Here is a 15,584-nt window from a genome sequence, read left to right on the forward strand (position 1 = left end):
GCTCAGCATTCTCCGTAACCTACTTCAACTAGTGTTAAGTTCTTTGCCGGGGCTGGGCCCGGAAGTAGATGTCTAGCCTTGATCTCAACGGCCCTTAATAACTCAACGACCTCTATTTTACCAGTTCCGACCCATATTAGTGCGCTCACAATCCTTCTGACCATCTGACGAAGGAAAGCATCAGCAACAATTTCAATGCATAGGTTATTAGCCGCCTTATCCCAGGTCACATTTATATCAAGTATTCGCCTTACAGTCCCACGCGGCCCCAATTCACTCTGAGAGGCAAAAGCAGCAAAATCTTTCTCTCCCACTAGGCCTCTAGCTGCCTGCCTCATACCTTCAATAGATACAAAACCAAAACGGGTTATCTCATCTTTTGAAAAAACGTATCTGTACCTTCTCCAGACTGCCGATTTCCGAGCATCGAAATCATCCGAGACCCTCTCAACCTTTTGGATCTCTATATCTTGAGTCAAATGTTCTCTTAGTTTTTCTAACAGTTCGTCTGGAGTACCATACCAGTCCGCCTTTATAGTAGCTACCTGACCCAGAGCACTTACACCTGCATCAGTACGGCCCGCGAGTACAGCCCTACACTTGGAACCTGTTACCCTTTCCCAAGCATTTTCCAGTTCTTCTTGAACAGTACGTTTACCAGGCTGTATTTGCGAGCCTGAGAAATATTCTCCCTTATAGCTTATTACTAATTTCCAGGTGCTCAAAGAGATCCTTTTTATCCAAAATACTTCATTCTATTATTTCGATAACAGCCATGGGAGCACCATCTCCTTGGCGATTGCCAAGCTTGTAGATGCGTGTGTATCCCCCATTCCTTCCACTCATTCTAGGACCTATGTCATCAAACAGCTTAGCAACAGCCATCCTGTCGCCAAGTCTTGACTCGGCAAGACGCCGATTATGAGGCGTATCTTCCAAGCTAAGCGTGATCAAAGGCTCGACTATACGTCTGACAGCCTGAGCTTTAGCGAGTGTGGTACGGACCTTATCATGCTTGATAAGGGATACAGTGAGGTTTTTTAGCATTGCAGCACGTTCATCGGGTCTACGACCAAATCTTTGAGACCCTGCTACTCTATGTCTCATGGTTAACTTTCTCCCTCCATATTAGAAGTTGAAACTGACACAGCGTCACTGGAAGAGCGAGCTAGCACACCTATAGGTTGATCATCCGGAGCATTCTCTATTGCGCCCTCTGGGAGATCAGATGGCAAATATCCAAACTCTTTGAGCTTGGCTTCAAGCTCATGAAGCGATTTATCTCCAAAGTTTCTTATGCTTAGCAAGTCATCCTTGGTCTTACTAAGTACTTGCCCTACAGTCGTAATGTGGGCGCGCTTCAAGGAGTTCAAGGTTCTGGCACTGAGGCCTAGTTCATCGATACTCCTGTTATCTACCTCAGGCACAGACATAGTCTCTGTAGGTAGCTCGATACCAAAGCTAGTCTCAGCGTTAGCATAGGCAGCTATAATCTGGAACTGACCCACCAATATCGATGCCGCCTGACTAAGAGCCTCACCAGGGGCAATGGTACCATCCGTCCAAATCTCAATTATTAGGTTGTCGTAATCAGTGCGCTGTCCAACTCTTGTGCGCTCAACGACGTAATTGACCTTAGTCACGGGACTGTATATAGCATCAACTGGAATGCGTCCGATCTCAAAGAAGTCCTGCGATTCAGCAGGCACATACCCTCTACCTTTTTGCACGGTAAGTTGCATGCTCAAGGTGGCATCCTCAGAATCTAAGGTGGCTATAGGCTGGTCAAGGGAAACTATATCAACGTCTGCATGTGGCCTTATATCAGCAGCCGTTACAACCTTAGGTCCTGTAGCCTCTAATCTCAAAGTAACTGGTCTATCTGAATAGCTTCTGACCCTAATACGCTTTATATTCAATATGATGTCGGTTACATCTTCCTTCACACCAGGCAGAGCCATGAACTCATGCCTGGCACCCTCTATCTGTACAGAGGTGATAGCAGCACCCTCCAAGCTGCTAAGCAATACCCTCCTAAGTGCATTGCCTATAGTAAGACCATAACCAGGCGCTAGAGGTGATATACTGAAGCGTCCGTAGTTATCAGCTATACCTATGCATTCTACTTTGGGTGTTGTCAATTCAATCACTGAATCTAGCCTCCTCTGGGCTTGGACTCTCAAAATATCAAATAATTGAGGAACTGGGGCATTCCGCCGTCCAGTTCCCTTTAAGTTAGAACGAGAAATAATTAGACTCTTCGGCTCTTAGGCGGACGGCAACCGTTATGAGGTATGGGCGTAACGTCAGAAATAGACATCACGTTAAGCCCAGCCGCCTGTAAAGAGCGAATTGCAGCTTCGCGACCAGCCCCAGGACCCTTAACAAACACATCAACTTGTCGCATTCCATACTCCATGGCCTTCCTGGCGGCATTTTCCGCGGCTACTTGCGCTGCATATGGTGTGCTTTTTCTGGAGCCCTTAAAACCAGATGCTCCAGCGCTCGACCAACACAATACGTTTCCACTGGGATCGGTTATAGTAATAATGGTGTTGTTAAAGCTGGATACTATGTGAGCTCTTCCGCGAGGAACTTGTCTGCGTTCCCTTCGCCTTGCTCTTGCCTGTGCTCTTCTTCTTGCCTCCTGAGACATCCTTACTCCTATTATTCTAGAATTTTTTTAATTCAAGCTATATCAGAAAACTACCTCTTGCTCTTACGTGCACCAACGGTCTTACGAGGCCCCCTTCTCTGCCTTGCGTTAGTACGTGTTCTCTGCCCATGAACAGGCAGATTTCTTCTATGCCTTATACCGCGATAGCAGCCTATCTCTATAAGCCTTCTTATATTCTGAGCTACCTCTCGGCGGAGATCACCCTCCACCACATATTCATGCTCTATTACGTCCCTAATACGAGCAACCTCATCTTCGGTTAGATCCTTAACCCTGGTATCTGGATTAACGCCAGTCTTTTCAAGGATCTTCTTACTAGATGTAGGGCCAATTCCATAGATATATGTGAGAGCTACCTCCACTCTCTTGTCTCTTGGTAGATCGACACCAGCAATTCTCGCCATTTATATCTCCTTCTAACCCTGTCTTTGCTTGTGCCTTGGATTAGTACAGATCACACGCACAACGCCTTTCCTTCTTATGATCTTACATTTTTCACAACGTACCTTTACGGAAGCTCTAACTTTCATGACTAGACCTCTCCTACAACGTTATCTATACCTATATGTAATTCTGCCCCTGGTAAGGTCATAAGGGGACAGCTCAACAAGCACACGGTCTCCAGGCAGGATACGTATGAAATTGAGGCGTATCTTGCCTGATACGTGTGCCAGTATCTCATGCCCATTATCTAGTTGTACTTTGAACATGGCATTGGGCAAGGCTTCTACCACCCTACCCTCTACCTCTATGACGTCTTTCTTTTTCGACAACCTGCTTTCCTTCTCCTACCCTACCTAGTTAGTATAAAAGGCCCATCTTCTGTAATAGCAACGGTATCTTCTATCTGCGCTGAAAGTTTACCATCCTTGGTTTTAACAGTCCATTTATCTTCTGCAAGAATCACCTCATGAGTGCCTTCATTAACCATTGGCTCTATTGCCAGAGTCATACCCACACGAAGAATAGGTCCCTGTCCAGGAAAACCAAAGTTTGGAACCTGAGGATCCTCGTGCAGGCTTCTGCCCACTCCATGCCCCACATAATCCCTAACTACGGAGAAACCCTCAGACTCCACTACTGTTTGGATTGCAGAAGATATATCTCCTACCCTGTTACCAGGGACCGCTTTGCTTATGCCAGCATCTAGAGCCTTAGCCGTTACACTCACTAACCTCTTAGCAGCTGCAGATGCATGACCTACCCAGAAAGTCCTAGATGCATCTGCATGAAAACCTTCATACAAAGCCCCAACATCAATTTTTACAAGGTCGCCTTCACGTAGCTGCCTGCTCCCAGGTATGCCATGCACAACTTCTTCGTTTATACTTATACATGCAGAAGCTGGAAACCCATAAAGGTTCTTGAAAGAAGGCTTGCAATTTTGCTTCCGTATGTAAGATTCTATAAATGCGTCTAATTCTCCAGTAGTGACGCCAGGCTTAATCTTAGGCATGAGAAGGTCAAACAGATCCCTCAACACCAGACCTGCCCTTCTCATCCTATCTATCTCTTTTTTGGACTTAAGTATTATAGCCAAAACGCCTTCCAGAAGTAAGTTTATGTCTACAAGTCACGCTTTAAGATCGCCATTATATCTTGGGTTACCTGCTCAACCGGTCTGTTAGCATCAACCTTATAAAGTATTCCTCGTAACTGATAGTATTTGACCAAACCTTCGTTTTCCTTAGCCCAGACCTGTAGCCTTTTTTCTATAGCCTCCGGAGTATCATCAGGACGTTGATACAACTCACCTCCATCTAGATCGCACTTACCCGGAACCTTGGGGGGCTTAGTTTCAAGGTTGTAGACCGCACCACAAGTCCTACATATCAGCCTCCCTGCAAGTCTCTTCTTGACTACCTCAAGAGGCGCAACTAATTCTACAACTTTGTCTATCTTCCTCCCATTAGTGGCCAAGGCTTCGTCCAAGGCCTGGGCTTGAGTTACATTCCTAGGGAACCCATCTAGGACAACCCCTCTCCCATTTAGTTGCTTGTTTATCTCTTGCACTATGAGCTCTATAACCACATCATCTGGAACGAGTTCACCAGCATCATAGTACTTTTTTACCAGTCTTCCCAGCGGGGTATCTAACTCTCTAGCCTCCCTCAGCAGGTCACCGCTAGCTATGTGTGTTAAGCCTAACCTTGTTTCAAGTTCGGCTGCCTGGGTACCCTTTCCAGATCCTTGAGGTCCCAATAGGATAACGTTCACTATCCAACCCCAAAACAGTAATTTCTTACTTTATGAAGCCCTCATATCGCCTCATCAGCAGCTGGGCTTCTAGCTGCCTCATCGTGTCTATAGCCACTCCTACTACTATCAGGAGCGCAGTGCTGCTTATTAGCACATTATTCAATCCCGTGACGATTCCAACTAGCCATGGCAATATCGCCACAAACCCAAGGAAGAGAGCCCCTATAAGGGTTATCCTATTCAGCACCTTCTGTAGATACACTGCAGTCGGTCTGCCTGGACGTATACCAGGAATGAACCCACCTTGCCTCTGTAGGTTCTCTGGAATGTTCTGCTGCTGGAATATGACCATTGTGTAGAAGTAAGTAAAGACCACTACCAGGAAGAAATAGCCAACCTGGTACAGTAAAGATTCTGGATTGAAGGTAGCCTGAACCCACTGTGCGATATCCCTAATTATCTGGCTACGAGCACCAAGGAAAAAGCTAGCTACGGTGCTAGGAAAGATCATGATTGAGATAGCGAATATCAACGGGATCATACCAGCATAGTTAACTCTTAGTGGGAGGTGTGTGCTACCCCCGCCACGTACTATCCTGGCGCCGCGCACACGGCGTGTGTACTGTATAGGTATTCTTCTCTCCCCTAGAGTTATCAGAACTATTCCAGCAATAGTGATAACGGTTACTACTACTATTGCTAAGATCTGGAAAAAGCTAATGAATGCAGTCCCACCACTAAGAACCTGACCGGCGATGCCTGGCAGATTCGCGACTATACCACCAAATATGATGATTGATACGCCGTTCCCAATACCCTGCTCAGTTATAAGCTCTCCCATCCAGACTAGCAGCATTGTACCAGCAGTCATGGAAGCGATCAGTGATAGGGTTGTAAGCCAGCTTGGACCAAACAACCCAAATTCCGGTATGACACCTTGCGAATGTAACAGAGATGCTTGCCCATAGGCCTGGAGCGCAGCAAGTGGTACAGTTAGATAATGGGTATACTGGTTGATCTTGATGCGTCCCTGTTCTCCCCCTTCTTTGGACAATTCCATAAGGCTGGGGATAACGGGTATCAAAAGTTGCATTATTATACTTGCAGTTATGTATGGATAGACGCCCATAGCCACTATGGAGAAGTGACGTATGGTACCTCCTGAGAATATGTTGAGGAGATTGAGCGTCTGATTTTGCTCAAAAAGATTCCTCAACCTCTCAAGATCCACTCCTGGGATCGTTATCTGAGCCAATGCTCTGAATATAACTAATATACCCAGGGTGAATAGTATGCGACGTCTAAGATCCGGTAGCCTCCAGGCGTTAACAAGTGCTTGCAACATCTCTATACTAGTTCCTCTACACGACCTCCAGCAGCCTCGATTTTCTCTTTGGCGCTGGCAGAGACCTTATGCACTTTGACGGTTATGGCTCTATCAATCTCTCCCTCGCCCAAAACCTTTACAAGTAGGTCACCTCTCTCCAATTTCTTTCTTGGTACGAGTCCTAGATCTACAAAGACCTCTGGTGTGAACTCACTTATTGAGGGAAAACGCTGCAGGTCAGAGAGATTGAAGACCTTATATTCCTTCCTGTTGGGGTTTGTAAAACCACGCTTGAAAGGCATCCTCTGTATTAGAGGATTTTGCCCGCCTTCGAATCCTATTCTCAGATCATTACCGGTACGAGCTTTCTGCCCCTTGGTACCTCTCCCAGCAGTCTTGCCATGACCAGATCCCGTACCTCTTCCGACACGCTTCCTATCTTTGTGAGCACCGACAGGTGGACGCAATTCGTTCTGCTTCACTTTCCCTCTTACACTCCCAAATTTATTCTTTGATTTCCTCAACAGAAACCATGTGCTGAACTTTCCTGATCATGCCCCTAAATACAGGGGTATCAGGCTTCTCTACTACAGAGCCTATACGCCTTAAACCAAGAGACTTAACGGTAGCTCTCTGCTTTGGAGTTCTATCTATTAGAGACCTTTTCAGGGTTATTCTCAACTTATTGGCCATTCTGAGCCTCCGTTGATTGGCCATTATTAACTGCACCAGAGCCATTATTACCGCTCTTTTGGTTTGATGCAGAAACTCTTCTTCTCTGAGACATGATCTGCTCACGTGATCTCATTAGAGACAATCCTTTGAGAGCGGCACGAGTAAGGTTAACGGGATTATTACTACCCAGGGACTTAGTTAGGACATCTCGGATACCAGCAGCCTCCATAACGGCACGCACACTGGCACCTGCAACCACACCCGTACCAGGAGCTGCCGGTTTGAGTAGCACCTTAGATGCGCCGTACTTGACCGTTATCTCATGAGGGATAGTGCCATTGTGTATAGGCACCTCTATCATATTCTTCTTAGCATCCTCTGCGCCCTTACGAATAGACTCGGGCACCTCACTCGCGTGCCCCAAACCTACTCCTACATGGCCCTGTCCATCACCAACAACGACCACAGAGCTGAAGCTGAAGTGTCTTCCACCGGCATGGACTTTCGCCACACGGTTTATCTGCACCACTCTTTCAGTCAGATTTTCAAGTCGATTTGGATCTATGCGTTTACGGGGCAATTTGACCTCCTAGAAATCAAGTCCTGCTTCTCTTGCGGCTTCCGCCAAGGCCTTTACCCTGCCGTGGTACAGCCAGCCGCCACGATCAAATACTACCTTGCTTATACCCTTAGCCTTTGCCCGCTCTGCTACGAGCTTCCCCACCTCTCTGGCTTCCTCTACTTTGGTTAGCTGAGCCATCTTGCTCCTAATCTCAGGCTCCAAAGTAGATGCTGCCACCAGGGTATGGCCTATCGTGTCATCGATAATTTGAGCATATATATGCTTTGCACTTCTAAACACGTTCAACCTGGGTCGTTCGGGCGTACCATTTACTTTCCCTCTGACCCTTATATGACGCTTTTGACGAGGAGAAAGCTTTTTACCAACGTACTTAACTGCTCTCATTTATCCCTTTCACCCTTATCGTCGACCGCCACCAGCCTTGCCGGCCTTACCAGCCTTTCTCCTGATGACTTCGTCGACGTACTTGATTCCTTTACCCTTATAGGGTTCCGGTTCTCGCACAGATCGTATACGTGCTGCCTCCGCCCCTACAAGCTGCTTATCAATGCCCTGCACGCTTATGCGCGTGGGGCTCTCAACTACATAAGTTATGCCTGCAGGAGGCTGCAGTCTTACAGGATGAGAGTATCCAACAGATAGCACCAATGAGTCTCCATCCTTGGCAGCTCTATAACCGACACCACTTATCTCAAGGTCCTTACGAAAGCCTTGAGTAACGCCAATTATCATGTTATTTATAAGAGTCCTAGTGAGACCATGGAGGGACCTATGATATTTCTCATCAGATTTACGAACGACCCGCAAGGTGGAGTCCTCACGGATAACTTCGATCTCCCCGACTATCTTCTGCCTTAGCTCACCCTTAGGTCCCTTTACTATAACCTCTCTATCCTGTAGAGTAACATCCACGCCAGAGGGTATCTGTATGGGAGCATTACCTATTCGAGACATATCTCCAACTCCTTGCGATTTACCAGACGTAGCAGATTATCTCGCCACCTACACCTTGCCTGTAGGCCTGGCGCCCAGACATAACCCCCTTTGGGGTTGATAGGATAGCTGTGCCCAGACCACTAAGAGGTCTTGGGATCTGACTACGCTTGGTATAGATGCGCAAACCTGGCTTACTAATCCTCTTTATACCTCTTATGACTGGCTGTCTATCCTGATCGTATCGAAGAGTGATCCTTATTTCAGGCTGATTACCCTTACCAGGAACAACCTGGTAGTCCTCGATATAGCCTTCCTCTTTTAGGATCCTAGCAATAGCTTCCTTCATCTTAGAGGAAGGTAGCGCCACTACCTTATGGCGCGCCTGAGATGCATTACGCAATCTTGTCAGCATATCAGCAATTGGATCAGTTGTTGTTCCCATCACTTCTCCTACCAACTAGCCTTGATCACTCCAGGAATTTGCCCCTTAGACGCCAGTTCCCTGAAACATATTCTGCACATACCAAACTTTCTAATATAGGCCCTAGGCCTACCACAGAGCTTACATCTGTTATAAGCTCTGGTCTTGTATTTTGGTGGGCGTGAAGCCTTTACTATAAGAGCTTTCCTTGCCAATTAAGCCTCCCTATTCAATAGACTATGCAGCTTGTTGCCTTCGGAAAGGCATACCAAGAAGCTCAAGAAGCCTCCTGGCTTCCTCATCAGTTTTAGCGGTTGTAACTATACTGACCTCAAGACCTCTTATCTTGTCTATCTTGTCGTAATCTATCTCAGGAAAAACCACTTGTTCTCGGAGCCCTAGTGTATAGTTACCTCTACCGTCGAAAGATCTGGCAGAAACTCCCCTGAAATCTCTTATTTGAGGCAAAGCAATGTTGATAAGACGGTCTAGGAACTCCCAAGCCCTATCACCTCTAAGAGTAACCATAACCCCTATGGGATTCCCCTGCCTGATCTTAAACTGAGCTATGCTCTTCCTAGCTCTAGTAATAACAGGCTTCTGGCCCGTTATAGCTGCAAGGTCAGCAGACGCAGCATCAAGAGCCCTAGGGTTCTGGGTTGCCTCTCCCAGACCTATATTGAGGACTATTTTCTCTATCTTAGGTACCTGCATTGGATTGGAATAATTGAACTCCCTTTGCAAGGCAGGCACAACTTGCTCTTTATACAATTGCTTGAGTCTAGGTACCACCTATAACCCCCTAGCTTCTCTCAATACTTTCGTTACATCTTCGGCAGTATCTAGTCTTATGACCCTTCTCATCTCTCTTAATAGCAACCCTGGTTGGTGCACCACAATGAGGACACACAGCCATTACGTTGCTTACGTGTATAGGACTCTCCATCTCGATTATGCCGGCCTGTTGGACTCCGGGACGACCTCGCTGATGCTTCTTAACAATGTTGACCCCTTCCACAACCACTCGGTTCTCGGAAGGGATCGATCTTCTCACTACGCCCCTTTTGCCCTTATCCTTGCCGGCGATGACCAAAACTTCATCGCCTCTCTTTATTCTCACTGCCAATACCTCAGTCGATTATTGTCGGGCACAAGATATTATTATATACAAGTCAAACTGCTGGCGCCAATAAATTAGAGCACTTCAGGAGCCAGGCTGATGATTCTGCTGAAGTTCTTCTCTCGGAGTTCTCTAGCTACAGGACCAAATATTCTTGTTCCTCTTGGGTTACCCTGCTGATTTATAAGCACCGCTGCGTTGTCATCAAACCTGATATAAGAACCATCTTCTCGAGCTATAGGTTGCGCAGTCCTCACTATGACAGCGCGCACGACATCACCCTTCTTGACAGCCCCGTTGGGTTGGGCTTGCTTAACGGATGCGATAATTACATCACCTACAGAGGCGGTCTTGCGATTTGAGCCTCCAAGGACTCGGATGCACATGATCTCGCGGGCACCCGTGTTGTCTGCAACACGCAATCTTGTCTGCGGCTGGATCATCTTACTTGCCTCTCTCCAGAATGTTTAATACCCGCCATCTCTTCTCCTTGCTTAGAGGGCGAGATTCAATGATCCTCACAATGTCACCCACCTTGGCCTCGTTGTTCTCATCATGCGCTTTGAATCGACGCACCCTACGCACAGTCTTGTGATAAAGTGGGTGCTTCTTGAGGTAGGTAACTGCGACAACTACAGTTTTGTCCATCTTGTCGCTAACTACCTGTCCAACTTTTATTTGCCTTCTACCTTGCTCTCCCATATGAACTCCTACCGTCCACTACGCTCACGTAGTATAGTTAGTATCCTAGCTATGTCTTTCTTTAGAAGTTTTATTCTGGCGGTATTGACGGATTTGCCTGTAGCCAGCTGAAATCTGAGATTAAACAGCTCCTGCTTGGCATCTTGCAATTGCTGCTTGAGCGCGGCATCATCCATCTGCCTAAGTTCTGAAGCCCTCATTTTACCAGCTCAACTCCTCTATTCACTTGTTTCTACTACTCCGCCTTCCCGCTCGACGATTCTGGTCTTCACGGGAAGCTTGTGCCCTGCGAGCCTTAGAGCCTCTTCAGCCACTTCTTTACGCACACCTGCTATCTCAAAGAGTACTCTTCCTGGTCGGACAACCGCCACCCATCGATCGGGTGAACCCTTGCCGCTGCCCATTCTTGTCTCTGCAGGCTTAGCAGTAATGGCTTTATCAGGGAATATTCTTATCCAGACCTTACCACCACGCTTGACATGGTGAGTTATGGCGCGCCGGGCAGCCTCTATCTGCCTATTATCTATCCAGGCAGCTTCAAGTGCTTGCAAACCAAACTCTCCAAAAGCAACCGTCGTACCTCTGGAAGCAGTCTGTTCGTTAGTCTCACCCCTATGAGGTTTACGATATTTAACTCTCTTAGGCATCAACATAATTACTTAGCTCCTCCAAAGCTTGATAACCACTACCTAGAGCCAACTAGCTCTGCGGTAGCAGCTTGGCCCGAAGTCTCTGCTTCAGGTAGCACATCACCCTTATAAATCCAGACCTTGACGCCTATACGACCTCCAGGTGTATAAGCATGTACTTGGGCATAGTCGATATCGGCTCGGATGGTTTGCAGTGGCACACGACCGTCTATCTCAACGATCGATCTCGACATGCTAGAGGGCCCACCTACTAGACCAGAGACTCTGATCTTTATACCCTTAGCTCCAGCACGCATAGCCCTCTGTACAGCCTGCTTCATAGCCCTCTTATAGGACACTCTCTTACTTATCTGCTCTGCGATGCTGTCAGCAACCAACTGAGCATCCAACTCAGGCTGCCTCACCTCTTCAATATTGAGCGTTACTTTCTTCCCGGTCATATTTTCCAACTCGGTACGCAGAGCATCCACTGTAGCACCGCCCTTACCTATAACTACCCCAGGCTTAGCGGTGTAGACTGTAACATTGAGATCGTCGCCCGATCTACTTATGACAACATGAGATATACCAGCGTTCGACAGTCTGTTGAAGACGGTTGATCTAATCTTTATGTCCTCGTGTAGTTGCTGAGTGTAGTTACGCTCAGCAAACCACCTGCTCTCCCAAGTCTTTATGCCTCCGAGCCTGAATCCTATAGGGTTTACTTTTCTACCCAAAACTGTTCCTCCTACCTGATCTCTGCCTTATCTCTGGTCAAGTACTACTGTAAGGTGTGATGTGCGCTTTACATATGGGTGTGCTCTACCTCTGCTTGCTGGACGCCATCTCTTAAACCTCGGACCATCGTCAGCGTAAACCTCTGCAACATAGAGTGTATCTGCGTCCAGCTCATAGTTGTTCTCTGCGTTAGCTATAGCAGAGCGTAGGAGCTTATCGAAATCCCTTGCCACAGCCTTATTAGTATAGCGAAGAATGGCAAGGGCTTCTCCTACCGACTTACCTCTTATCACATCTGCTACCAAGCGCGCCTTTCTAGGCGAAGTTCTTACATATCTGGTTGTAGCTCTTACTTTCATCTCGCAAACCCTACTTCAACCTAGTAGATCTTTCCGTCGCACCACCATGCCCCCTGAAGGTACGGGTTGGTGCAAACTCTCCAAGCTTATGACCCACCATGTTTTCAGTTATATAAATGGGGACATGCCTACGTCCGTCATGGACAGCTATAGTATGACCAACCATATCAGGAAAGATGGTGCTAGCTCTCGACCAAGTCCTGATAATACGGCGCTCTCCGCGAGCATTCATCTCTTGTATCTTCTTCAACAGCTTGGGATCTACAAATGGTCCCTTCTTTGTGCTCCTAGACATAGGCAAAACTCCCCCTTACTTCCTGCGACGTACTATGTATTTGTCGCTTGGTTTGGATTTTCTAGTCTTGACACCCATGGCAGGCTTACCCCACTTAGTCTTGGGTTGACCTCCGATCGGTGCTTTACCCTCACCACCGCCATGCGGATGGTCTCTCGGGTTCATTACAGAACCGCGAACCACAGGTCTCCTGCCAAGCCACCTAGATCTACCTGCCTTACCAATATTTATAAGCTCATGTTCCAGATTACCTACTTGTCCGATAGTGGCCATGCATTCAACCCTAACCATCCTAAACTCACCAGAAGGCAGGCGAAGGGTAGCATAATCCCCTTCTCTTGCAACTAACTGAGCGGACTGCCCAGCGCTTCTGGCAAGCTGACCACCCTTTCCAGGTGTAAGCTCAACATTATGAATCTGAGTTCCTATAGGGATCTTGCTCAATGGTAAAGCATTACCCACTCTTATCTCAGCATTAGGCCCACTCATGACTCTATCGCCTACCCGGAGCCCATTTGGTGCTATTATGTAGCGCTTCTCGCCATCAGCATATTGAATAAGCGCTATACGAGCAGACCTATTTGGGTCGTATTCTATGGCAACAACCACTCCGGGCACATCGAACTTATCTCTCTTGAAGTCGATTACTCTATACTTCCGCTTATGACCGCCACCCCTGTGGCGAACCGTAATCTTCCCTTGAGAGTTGCGGCCAGCTTCTTTTATAAGGGGCTTGAGCAAGCTTTTTTCAGGCTCAGTCTTAGTGATCTCCTCAAAAGTGGAGACCGTCATGCCCCTTCTTCCTGGCGATGTCGGCTTATACTTCTTTATAGGCATCTTGACTCACCTTACCTCGTATTCTAGACCCCTTCAAAAATCTCGATTCTCTGACCAGGAGCAAGCTTGACGATAGCCTTTTTCCAAGATGATGTCCGCCCTACGATTGGCCTACCACCTCTTCTTCTCTTGAGTTTGATCTTAGAGGGCACGTTGATGGTGTTGACCTCCAGCACGTTGACCTTGAATATCTCCTCCACAGCTGCCTTTACATCATGTTTTGTAGCCCTGGGGTCAACTTCAAAAGTGTACTGCCCCTGATCCATCAAGAAGGTGTTCTTCTCTGTAATTACTGGTCGCTTGATAACATCGTAGGCATTCATTAGCTAGTCGCCTCCGTAAACCGAGCTGCTCTACGCTTACCCACGCTACGCAGCAGAGTTTCCTGTAGGGAATTTACTGCTCCGTCTTCCAAGAATAAATAATCGTATTTCAAGAGGTCGGCGATATTTAGATTAGAAGCATGTATGACCTTTACATTAGGGAGGTTAGACCCCGCCTTCTGTACAGGCTCATTACGACCATTAGTCGCGATGAGTACCTTTTGACCAGCAAGGCCTAGACTATCCAGAGCAGCTATCATTGCCTTCGTACGTGGTTCTATCTCAGAAAGGCCAGTAATTACCAACAATCTCTCCTCGGCCGCTTTCTGAGATAGAGCACTGCGAAGTGCTAATCTACGCATCTTACGAGGCATTCTCTGCTCATAGCTACGAGGGTGAGGCCCGAAGACCACACCACCTCCCCTCCACTGAGGAGCCCTTATACTACCCTGGCGGGCTCTACCTGTGCCCTTCTGACGCCAGGGCTTGCGACCTCCACCACTTACTTCGGCACGAGTACGAGTATCATGAGTGCCAGTGCGAGCGTTAGCAAGTTGACGCACCAGTGCCTGATGCATAACAGCAAGATTCGGCTCAATGCCAAATACAAGATCGCTCACCTCTAGCTGAGATACCACTTCACCATTTAGGTTATAAACTGGTAGTTGCACTTCCCTCTCCGTAACCTAATAGATTTATTTCGCTTTGCGAATCTGCAGAAGACCACCATTGGCTCCGGGTACGGCACCCTTGACCAATAGCAAGTTGCGATCCGTATCTACAGCCACTACAGTGAGCCTCTTCACAGTAACACGCTCACCTCCAGCTCGACCAGCCATCCTCTGCCCTTTAAGGACCTTACCAGGGGTTGTGGTCGCGCCTATAGACCCAGGTGCTCGGTGCCTATCTGATTGACCGTGGGTCTTTGGGCCTCCCCTAAAGCCATGGCGCTTGACTACGCCTGTGAAACCTTTACCCTTCGAGGTGCCCGTCACATCGACTTTTTCTCCAGCCTGGAATATAGAAGCATCCACTTTCTGGCCAACCTGAATCTCAGAGATGTTATCTGTTTTGAACTCTCTGAGATGCCTAAGCGGCGGCAAATTCTTTAGGTGTCCTCTTTCTGGCTTCTTGAGCCTCTTGACCTCTTCGAAACCTAGCTGTACAGCTTCGTAGCCATCCCGCTCCTTAGTTTTTATGAAAGTGACGAAGTTGGGCCCTGCCTGTATCACAGTGACGGGCACAAAACGACCATTTTCATCAAAAATATGGGTCATCCCGATCTTTTTACCTATCAAACCTTCAACCATAGCTCTCGCCTTACAGTTTGATCTCTATATCTACCCCTGCGGGTAGATTCAAGCTCATTAATTCAGATATAGTTTGCCTTCTAGGCTCTAGCACATCGATTAATCTCTTATGAGTGCGAATCTCAAACTGCTCCTGAGAGTCCTTATCTATGAAAGGACTTCTAATCACGGTAAACCTCTTTATCTCAGTCGGTAGAGGCACAGGTCCAGCTACTTGCGCACCTGTCCTCTGAGCCGTCTCAACTATCTGTTGAGCCGACTGATCCAGAAGTTTATGGTCATATGCCTTTAGACGGATGCGTATCTTCTGCTTGGACACGCTCTTCTCCTGATACTAAAAGTTTTCAAGTCCAATGGAACACCAGTCTTACCAAAGTCTAGAGCAGGCTATTATACCTGCTCCAGACTAGTTTCGTCATCCTATTATGGTAATTACTCTAGGATTTGGGTGAC

General features: G+C 47.4%; 31 protein-coding genes. All 31 read right to left on the minus strand.

Annotated elements, in window-relative coordinates; translation table 11 throughout:
- Positions 1-2: 2 nt before the first annotated feature.
- Positions 3-725, minus strand: coding sequence for a tRNA pseudouridine(38-40) synthase TruA (truA, locus tag N2245_RS13795; RefSeq protein WP_494537293.1), 723 nt, complete (start codon positions 723-725; stop codon positions 3-5).
- A 25-nt stretch (positions 726-750) separates the two neighbouring features.
- Positions 751-1,107, minus strand: coding sequence for a 50S ribosomal protein L17 (gene rplQ / locus N2245_RS13800; protein ID WP_494537294.1), 357 nt, complete (start codon positions 1,105-1,107; stop codon positions 751-753).
- A gap of 2 nt (positions 1,108-1,109) precedes the next feature.
- A complete protein-coding gene (locus tag N2245_RS13805; RefSeq protein WP_148211881.1) occupies positions 1,110-2,150 on the minus strand; it encodes a DNA-directed RNA polymerase subunit alpha in 1,041 nt (346 codons plus the stop codon).
- Positions 2,151-2,251: 101 nt separating this feature from the next.
- Positions 2,252-2,656, minus strand: coding sequence for a 30S ribosomal protein S11 (gene rpsK, locus N2245_RS13810; RefSeq protein ID WP_012874693.1), 405 nt, complete (start codon positions 2,654-2,656; stop codon positions 2,252-2,254).
- A 50-nt stretch (positions 2,657-2,706) separates the two neighbouring features.
- Positions 2,707-3,081 (minus strand): 30S ribosomal protein S13, encoded by a 375-nt coding sequence (gene rpsM / locus N2245_RS13815; protein ID WP_012874692.1) that lies wholly within the window; start codon positions 3,079-3,081, stop codon positions 2,707-2,709.
- 12 nt (positions 3,082-3,093) lie between these two features.
- Positions 3,094-3,207, minus strand: coding sequence for a 50S ribosomal protein L36 (gene rpmJ, locus N2245_RS13820; protein WP_012874691.1), 114 nt, complete (start codon positions 3,205-3,207; stop codon positions 3,094-3,096).
- A 21-nt stretch (positions 3,208-3,228) separates the two neighbouring features.
- Positions 3,229-3,450 carry a translation initiation factor IF-1 gene (infA, locus tag N2245_RS13825; RefSeq protein ID WP_494537295.1) on the minus strand — a complete coding sequence of 74 codons (222 nt, stop codon included), beginning with the start codon at positions 3,448-3,450 and terminating at the stop codon, positions 3,229-3,231.
- 20 nt (positions 3,451-3,470) lie between these two features.
- Complete coding sequence (map, locus tag N2245_RS13830) at positions 3,471-4,217, minus strand: type I methionyl aminopeptidase (protein ID WP_494537296.1); 747 nt, start codon at positions 4,215-4,217, stop codon at positions 3,471-3,473.
- A gap of 26 nt (positions 4,218-4,243) precedes the next feature.
- Positions 4,244-4,894, minus strand: coding sequence for an adenylate kinase (locus tag N2245_RS13835; RefSeq protein ID WP_494537297.1), 651 nt, complete (start codon positions 4,892-4,894; stop codon positions 4,244-4,246).
- Between the two features lie 25 nt (positions 4,895-4,919).
- A complete protein-coding gene (gene secY / locus N2245_RS13840) occupies positions 4,920-6,221 on the minus strand; it encodes a preprotein translocase subunit SecY (protein ID WP_494537298.1) in 1,302 nt (433 codons plus the stop codon).
- Positions 6,222-6,223: 2 nt separating this feature from the next.
- Positions 6,224-6,685, minus strand: coding sequence for a 50S ribosomal protein L15 (gene rplO, locus N2245_RS13845; RefSeq protein ID WP_494537299.1), 462 nt, complete (start codon positions 6,683-6,685; stop codon positions 6,224-6,226).
- A 22-nt stretch (positions 6,686-6,707) separates the two neighbouring features.
- A complete protein-coding gene (gene rpmD, locus N2245_RS13850; RefSeq protein WP_012874685.1) occupies positions 6,708-6,896 on the minus strand; it encodes a 50S ribosomal protein L30 in 189 nt (62 codons plus the stop codon).
- Complete coding sequence (rpsE, locus tag N2245_RS13855; RefSeq protein WP_494537300.1) at positions 6,886-7,458, minus strand: 30S ribosomal protein S5; 573 nt, start codon at positions 7,456-7,458, stop codon at positions 6,886-6,888. The genes rpmD and rpsE overlap by 11 nt, the downstream gene beginning before the upstream one ends.
- A 9-nt stretch (positions 7,459-7,467) precedes the next feature.
- Positions 7,468-7,845: a 50S ribosomal protein L18 gene (rplR, locus tag N2245_RS13860; protein ID WP_494537301.1), complete on the minus strand. Its 378-nt coding sequence runs from the start codon at positions 7,843-7,845 to the stop codon at positions 7,468-7,470.
- Positions 7,846-7,860: 15 nt separating this feature from the next.
- Positions 7,861-8,415, minus strand: coding sequence for a 50S ribosomal protein L6 (rplF, locus tag N2245_RS13865; protein WP_494537302.1), 555 nt, complete (start codon positions 8,413-8,415; stop codon positions 7,861-7,863).
- A gap of 19 nt (positions 8,416-8,434) precedes the next feature.
- A complete protein-coding gene (rpsH, locus tag N2245_RS13870; RefSeq protein ID WP_012874681.1) occupies positions 8,435-8,839 on the minus strand; it encodes a 30S ribosomal protein S8 in 405 nt (134 codons plus the stop codon).
- Positions 8,840-8,847: 8 nt separating this feature from the next.
- A complete protein-coding gene (locus tag N2245_RS13875) occupies positions 8,848-9,033 on the minus strand; it encodes a type Z 30S ribosomal protein S14 (RefSeq protein WP_012874680.1) in 186 nt (61 codons plus the stop codon).
- 22 nt (positions 9,034-9,055) lie between these two features.
- A complete protein-coding gene (gene rplE / locus N2245_RS13880) occupies positions 9,056-9,610 on the minus strand; it encodes a 50S ribosomal protein L5 (RefSeq protein ID WP_494537303.1) in 555 nt (184 codons plus the stop codon).
- Between the two features lie 10 nt (positions 9,611-9,620).
- Complete coding sequence (gene rplX / locus N2245_RS13885) at positions 9,621-9,944, minus strand: 50S ribosomal protein L24 (protein WP_148211880.1); 324 nt, start codon at positions 9,942-9,944, stop codon at positions 9,621-9,623.
- Between the two features lie 68 nt (positions 9,945-10,012).
- Positions 10,013-10,381 carry a 50S ribosomal protein L14 gene (gene rplN / locus N2245_RS13890; protein ID WP_012874677.1) on the minus strand — a complete coding sequence of 123 codons (369 nt, stop codon included), beginning with the start codon at positions 10,379-10,381 and terminating at the stop codon, positions 10,013-10,015.
- 1 nt (position 10,382) lies between these two features.
- On the minus strand, positions 10,383-10,640 hold the full coding sequence (gene rpsQ / locus N2245_RS13895; RefSeq protein ID WP_012874676.1) for a 30S ribosomal protein S17: 258 nt from the start codon (positions 10,638-10,640) through the stop codon (positions 10,383-10,385).
- Between the two features lie 8 nt (positions 10,641-10,648).
- Positions 10,649-10,840, minus strand: a complete 192-nt coding sequence (rpmC, locus tag N2245_RS13900) for a 50S ribosomal protein L29 (protein ID WP_494537304.1) — start codon at positions 10,838-10,840, stop codon at positions 10,649-10,651.
- A gap of 18 nt (positions 10,841-10,858) precedes the next feature.
- On the minus strand, positions 10,859-11,293 hold the full coding sequence (gene rplP / locus N2245_RS13905) for a 50S ribosomal protein L16 (protein WP_494537305.1): 435 nt from the start codon (positions 11,291-11,293) through the stop codon (positions 10,859-10,861).
- A 32-nt stretch (positions 11,294-11,325) separates the two neighbouring features.
- A complete protein-coding gene (rpsC, locus tag N2245_RS13910) occupies positions 11,326-12,006 on the minus strand; it encodes a 30S ribosomal protein S3 (RefSeq protein WP_494537306.1) in 681 nt (226 codons plus the stop codon).
- A gap of 27 nt (positions 12,007-12,033) precedes the next feature.
- Entirely contained in the window at positions 12,034-12,366 is a 333-nt protein-coding gene (gene rplV / locus N2245_RS13915) for a 50S ribosomal protein L22 (protein ID WP_012874672.1), read from the minus strand.
- Between the two features lie 10 nt (positions 12,367-12,376).
- Positions 12,377-12,661 carry a 30S ribosomal protein S19 gene (gene rpsS, locus N2245_RS13920; RefSeq protein ID WP_012874671.1) on the minus strand — a complete coding sequence of 95 codons (285 nt, stop codon included), beginning with the start codon at positions 12,659-12,661 and terminating at the stop codon, positions 12,377-12,379.
- 15 nt (positions 12,662-12,676) lie between these two features.
- Positions 12,677-13,498, minus strand: a complete 822-nt coding sequence (gene rplB, locus N2245_RS13925; protein ID WP_494537307.1) for a 50S ribosomal protein L2 — start codon at positions 13,496-13,498, stop codon at positions 12,677-12,679.
- Between the two features lie 23 nt (positions 13,499-13,521).
- Positions 13,522-13,821, minus strand: a complete 300-nt coding sequence (gene rplW, locus N2245_RS13930; protein WP_494537308.1) for a 50S ribosomal protein L23 — start codon at positions 13,819-13,821, stop codon at positions 13,522-13,524.
- The gene (rplD, locus tag N2245_RS13935) at positions 13,821-14,492 is read right to left on the minus strand and encodes a 50S ribosomal protein L4 (RefSeq protein ID WP_494537309.1); all 672 of its coding nucleotides are present in this window, start codon (positions 14,490-14,492) and stop codon (positions 13,821-13,823) included. Before rplD ends, rplW begins: the two co-directional genes overlap by 1 nt.
- A 24-nt stretch (positions 14,493-14,516) precedes the next feature.
- Positions 14,517-15,131, minus strand: coding sequence for a 50S ribosomal protein L3 (gene rplC, locus N2245_RS13940; RefSeq protein ID WP_494537310.1), 615 nt, complete (start codon positions 15,129-15,131; stop codon positions 14,517-14,519).
- 10 nt (positions 15,132-15,141) lie between these two features.
- The gene (rpsJ, locus tag N2245_RS13945; RefSeq protein WP_012874666.1) at positions 15,142-15,450 is read right to left on the minus strand and encodes a 30S ribosomal protein S10; all 309 of its coding nucleotides are present in this window, start codon (positions 15,448-15,450) and stop codon (positions 15,142-15,144) included.
- Positions 15,451-15,584 lie beyond the last annotated feature (134 nt).

The sequence above is a fragment of the Thermobaculum sp. T2p genome, from assembly GCF_059335935.1.

What these genes read in the sequence shown, in the direction of transcription:
- rplQ (WP_494537294.1), bottom strand. Translation starts at nt 1,107, where the DNA reads ATGAGACATAGAGTAGCAGGGTCTCAAAGATTTGGTCGTAGACCCGAT.
- rpsK (WP_012874693.1), bottom strand. Translation starts at nt 2,656, where the DNA reads ATGTCTCAGGAGGCAAGAAGAAGAGCACAGGCAAGAGCAAGGCGAAGG.
- rpsM (WP_012874692.1), bottom strand. Translation starts at nt 3,081, where the DNA reads ATGGCGAGAATTGCTGGTGTCGATCTACCAAGAGACAAGAGAGTGGAG.
- rpmJ (WP_012874691.1), bottom strand. Translation starts at nt 3,207, where the DNA reads ATGAAAGTTAGAGCTTCCGTAAAGGTACGTTGTGAAAAATGTAAGATC.
- secY (WP_494537298.1), bottom strand. Translation starts at nt 6,221, where the DNA reads ATGTTGCAAGCACTTGTTAACGCCTGGAGGCTACCGGATCTTAGACGT.
- rpmD (WP_012874685.1), bottom strand. Translation starts at nt 6,896, where the DNA reads ATGGCCAATAAGTTGAGAATAACCCTGAAAAGGTCTCTAATAGATAGA.
- rplR (WP_494537301.1), bottom strand. Translation starts at nt 7,845, where the DNA reads ATGAGAGCAGTTAAGTACGTTGGTAAAAAGCTTTCTCCTCGTCAAAAG.
- rplF (WP_494537302.1), bottom strand. Translation starts at nt 8,415, where the DNA reads ATGTCTCGAATAGGTAATGCTCCCATACAGATACCCTCTGGCGTGGAT.
- rpsH (WP_012874681.1), bottom strand. Translation starts at nt 8,839, where the DNA reads ATGGGAACAACAACTGATCCAATTGCTGATATGCTGACAAGATTGCGT.
- rplN (WP_012874677.1), bottom strand. Translation starts at nt 10,381, where the DNA reads ATGATCCAGCCGCAGACAAGATTGCGTGTTGCAGACAACACGGGTGCC.
- rpsQ (WP_012874676.1), bottom strand. Translation starts at nt 10,640, where the DNA reads ATGGGAGAGCAAGGTAGAAGGCAAATAAAAGTTGGACAGGTAGTTAGC.
- rpmC (WP_494537304.1), bottom strand. Translation starts at nt 10,840, where the DNA reads ATGAGGGCTTCAGAACTTAGGCAGATGGATGATGCCGCGCTCAAGCAG.
- rplP (WP_494537305.1), bottom strand. Translation starts at nt 11,293, where the DNA reads ATGTTGATGCCTAAGAGAGTTAAATATCGTAAACCTCATAGGGGTGAG.
- rplV (WP_012874672.1), bottom strand. Translation starts at nt 12,366, where the DNA reads ATGAAAGTAAGAGCTACAACCAGATATGTAAGAACTTCGCCTAGAAAG.
- rpsS (WP_012874671.1), bottom strand. Translation starts at nt 12,661, where the DNA reads ATGTCTAGGAGCACAAAGAAGGGACCATTTGTAGATCCCAAGCTGTTG.
- rplB (WP_494537307.1), bottom strand. Translation starts at nt 13,498, where the DNA reads ATGCCTATAAAGAAGTATAAGCCGACATCGCCAGGAAGAAGGGGCATG.
- rplW (WP_494537308.1), bottom strand. Translation starts at nt 13,821, where the DNA reads ATGAATGCCTACGATGTTATCAAGCGACCAGTAATTACAGAGAAGAAC.
- rplC (WP_494537310.1), bottom strand. Translation starts at nt 15,131, where the DNA reads ATGGTTGAAGGTTTGATAGGTAAAAAGATCGGGATGACCCATATTTTT.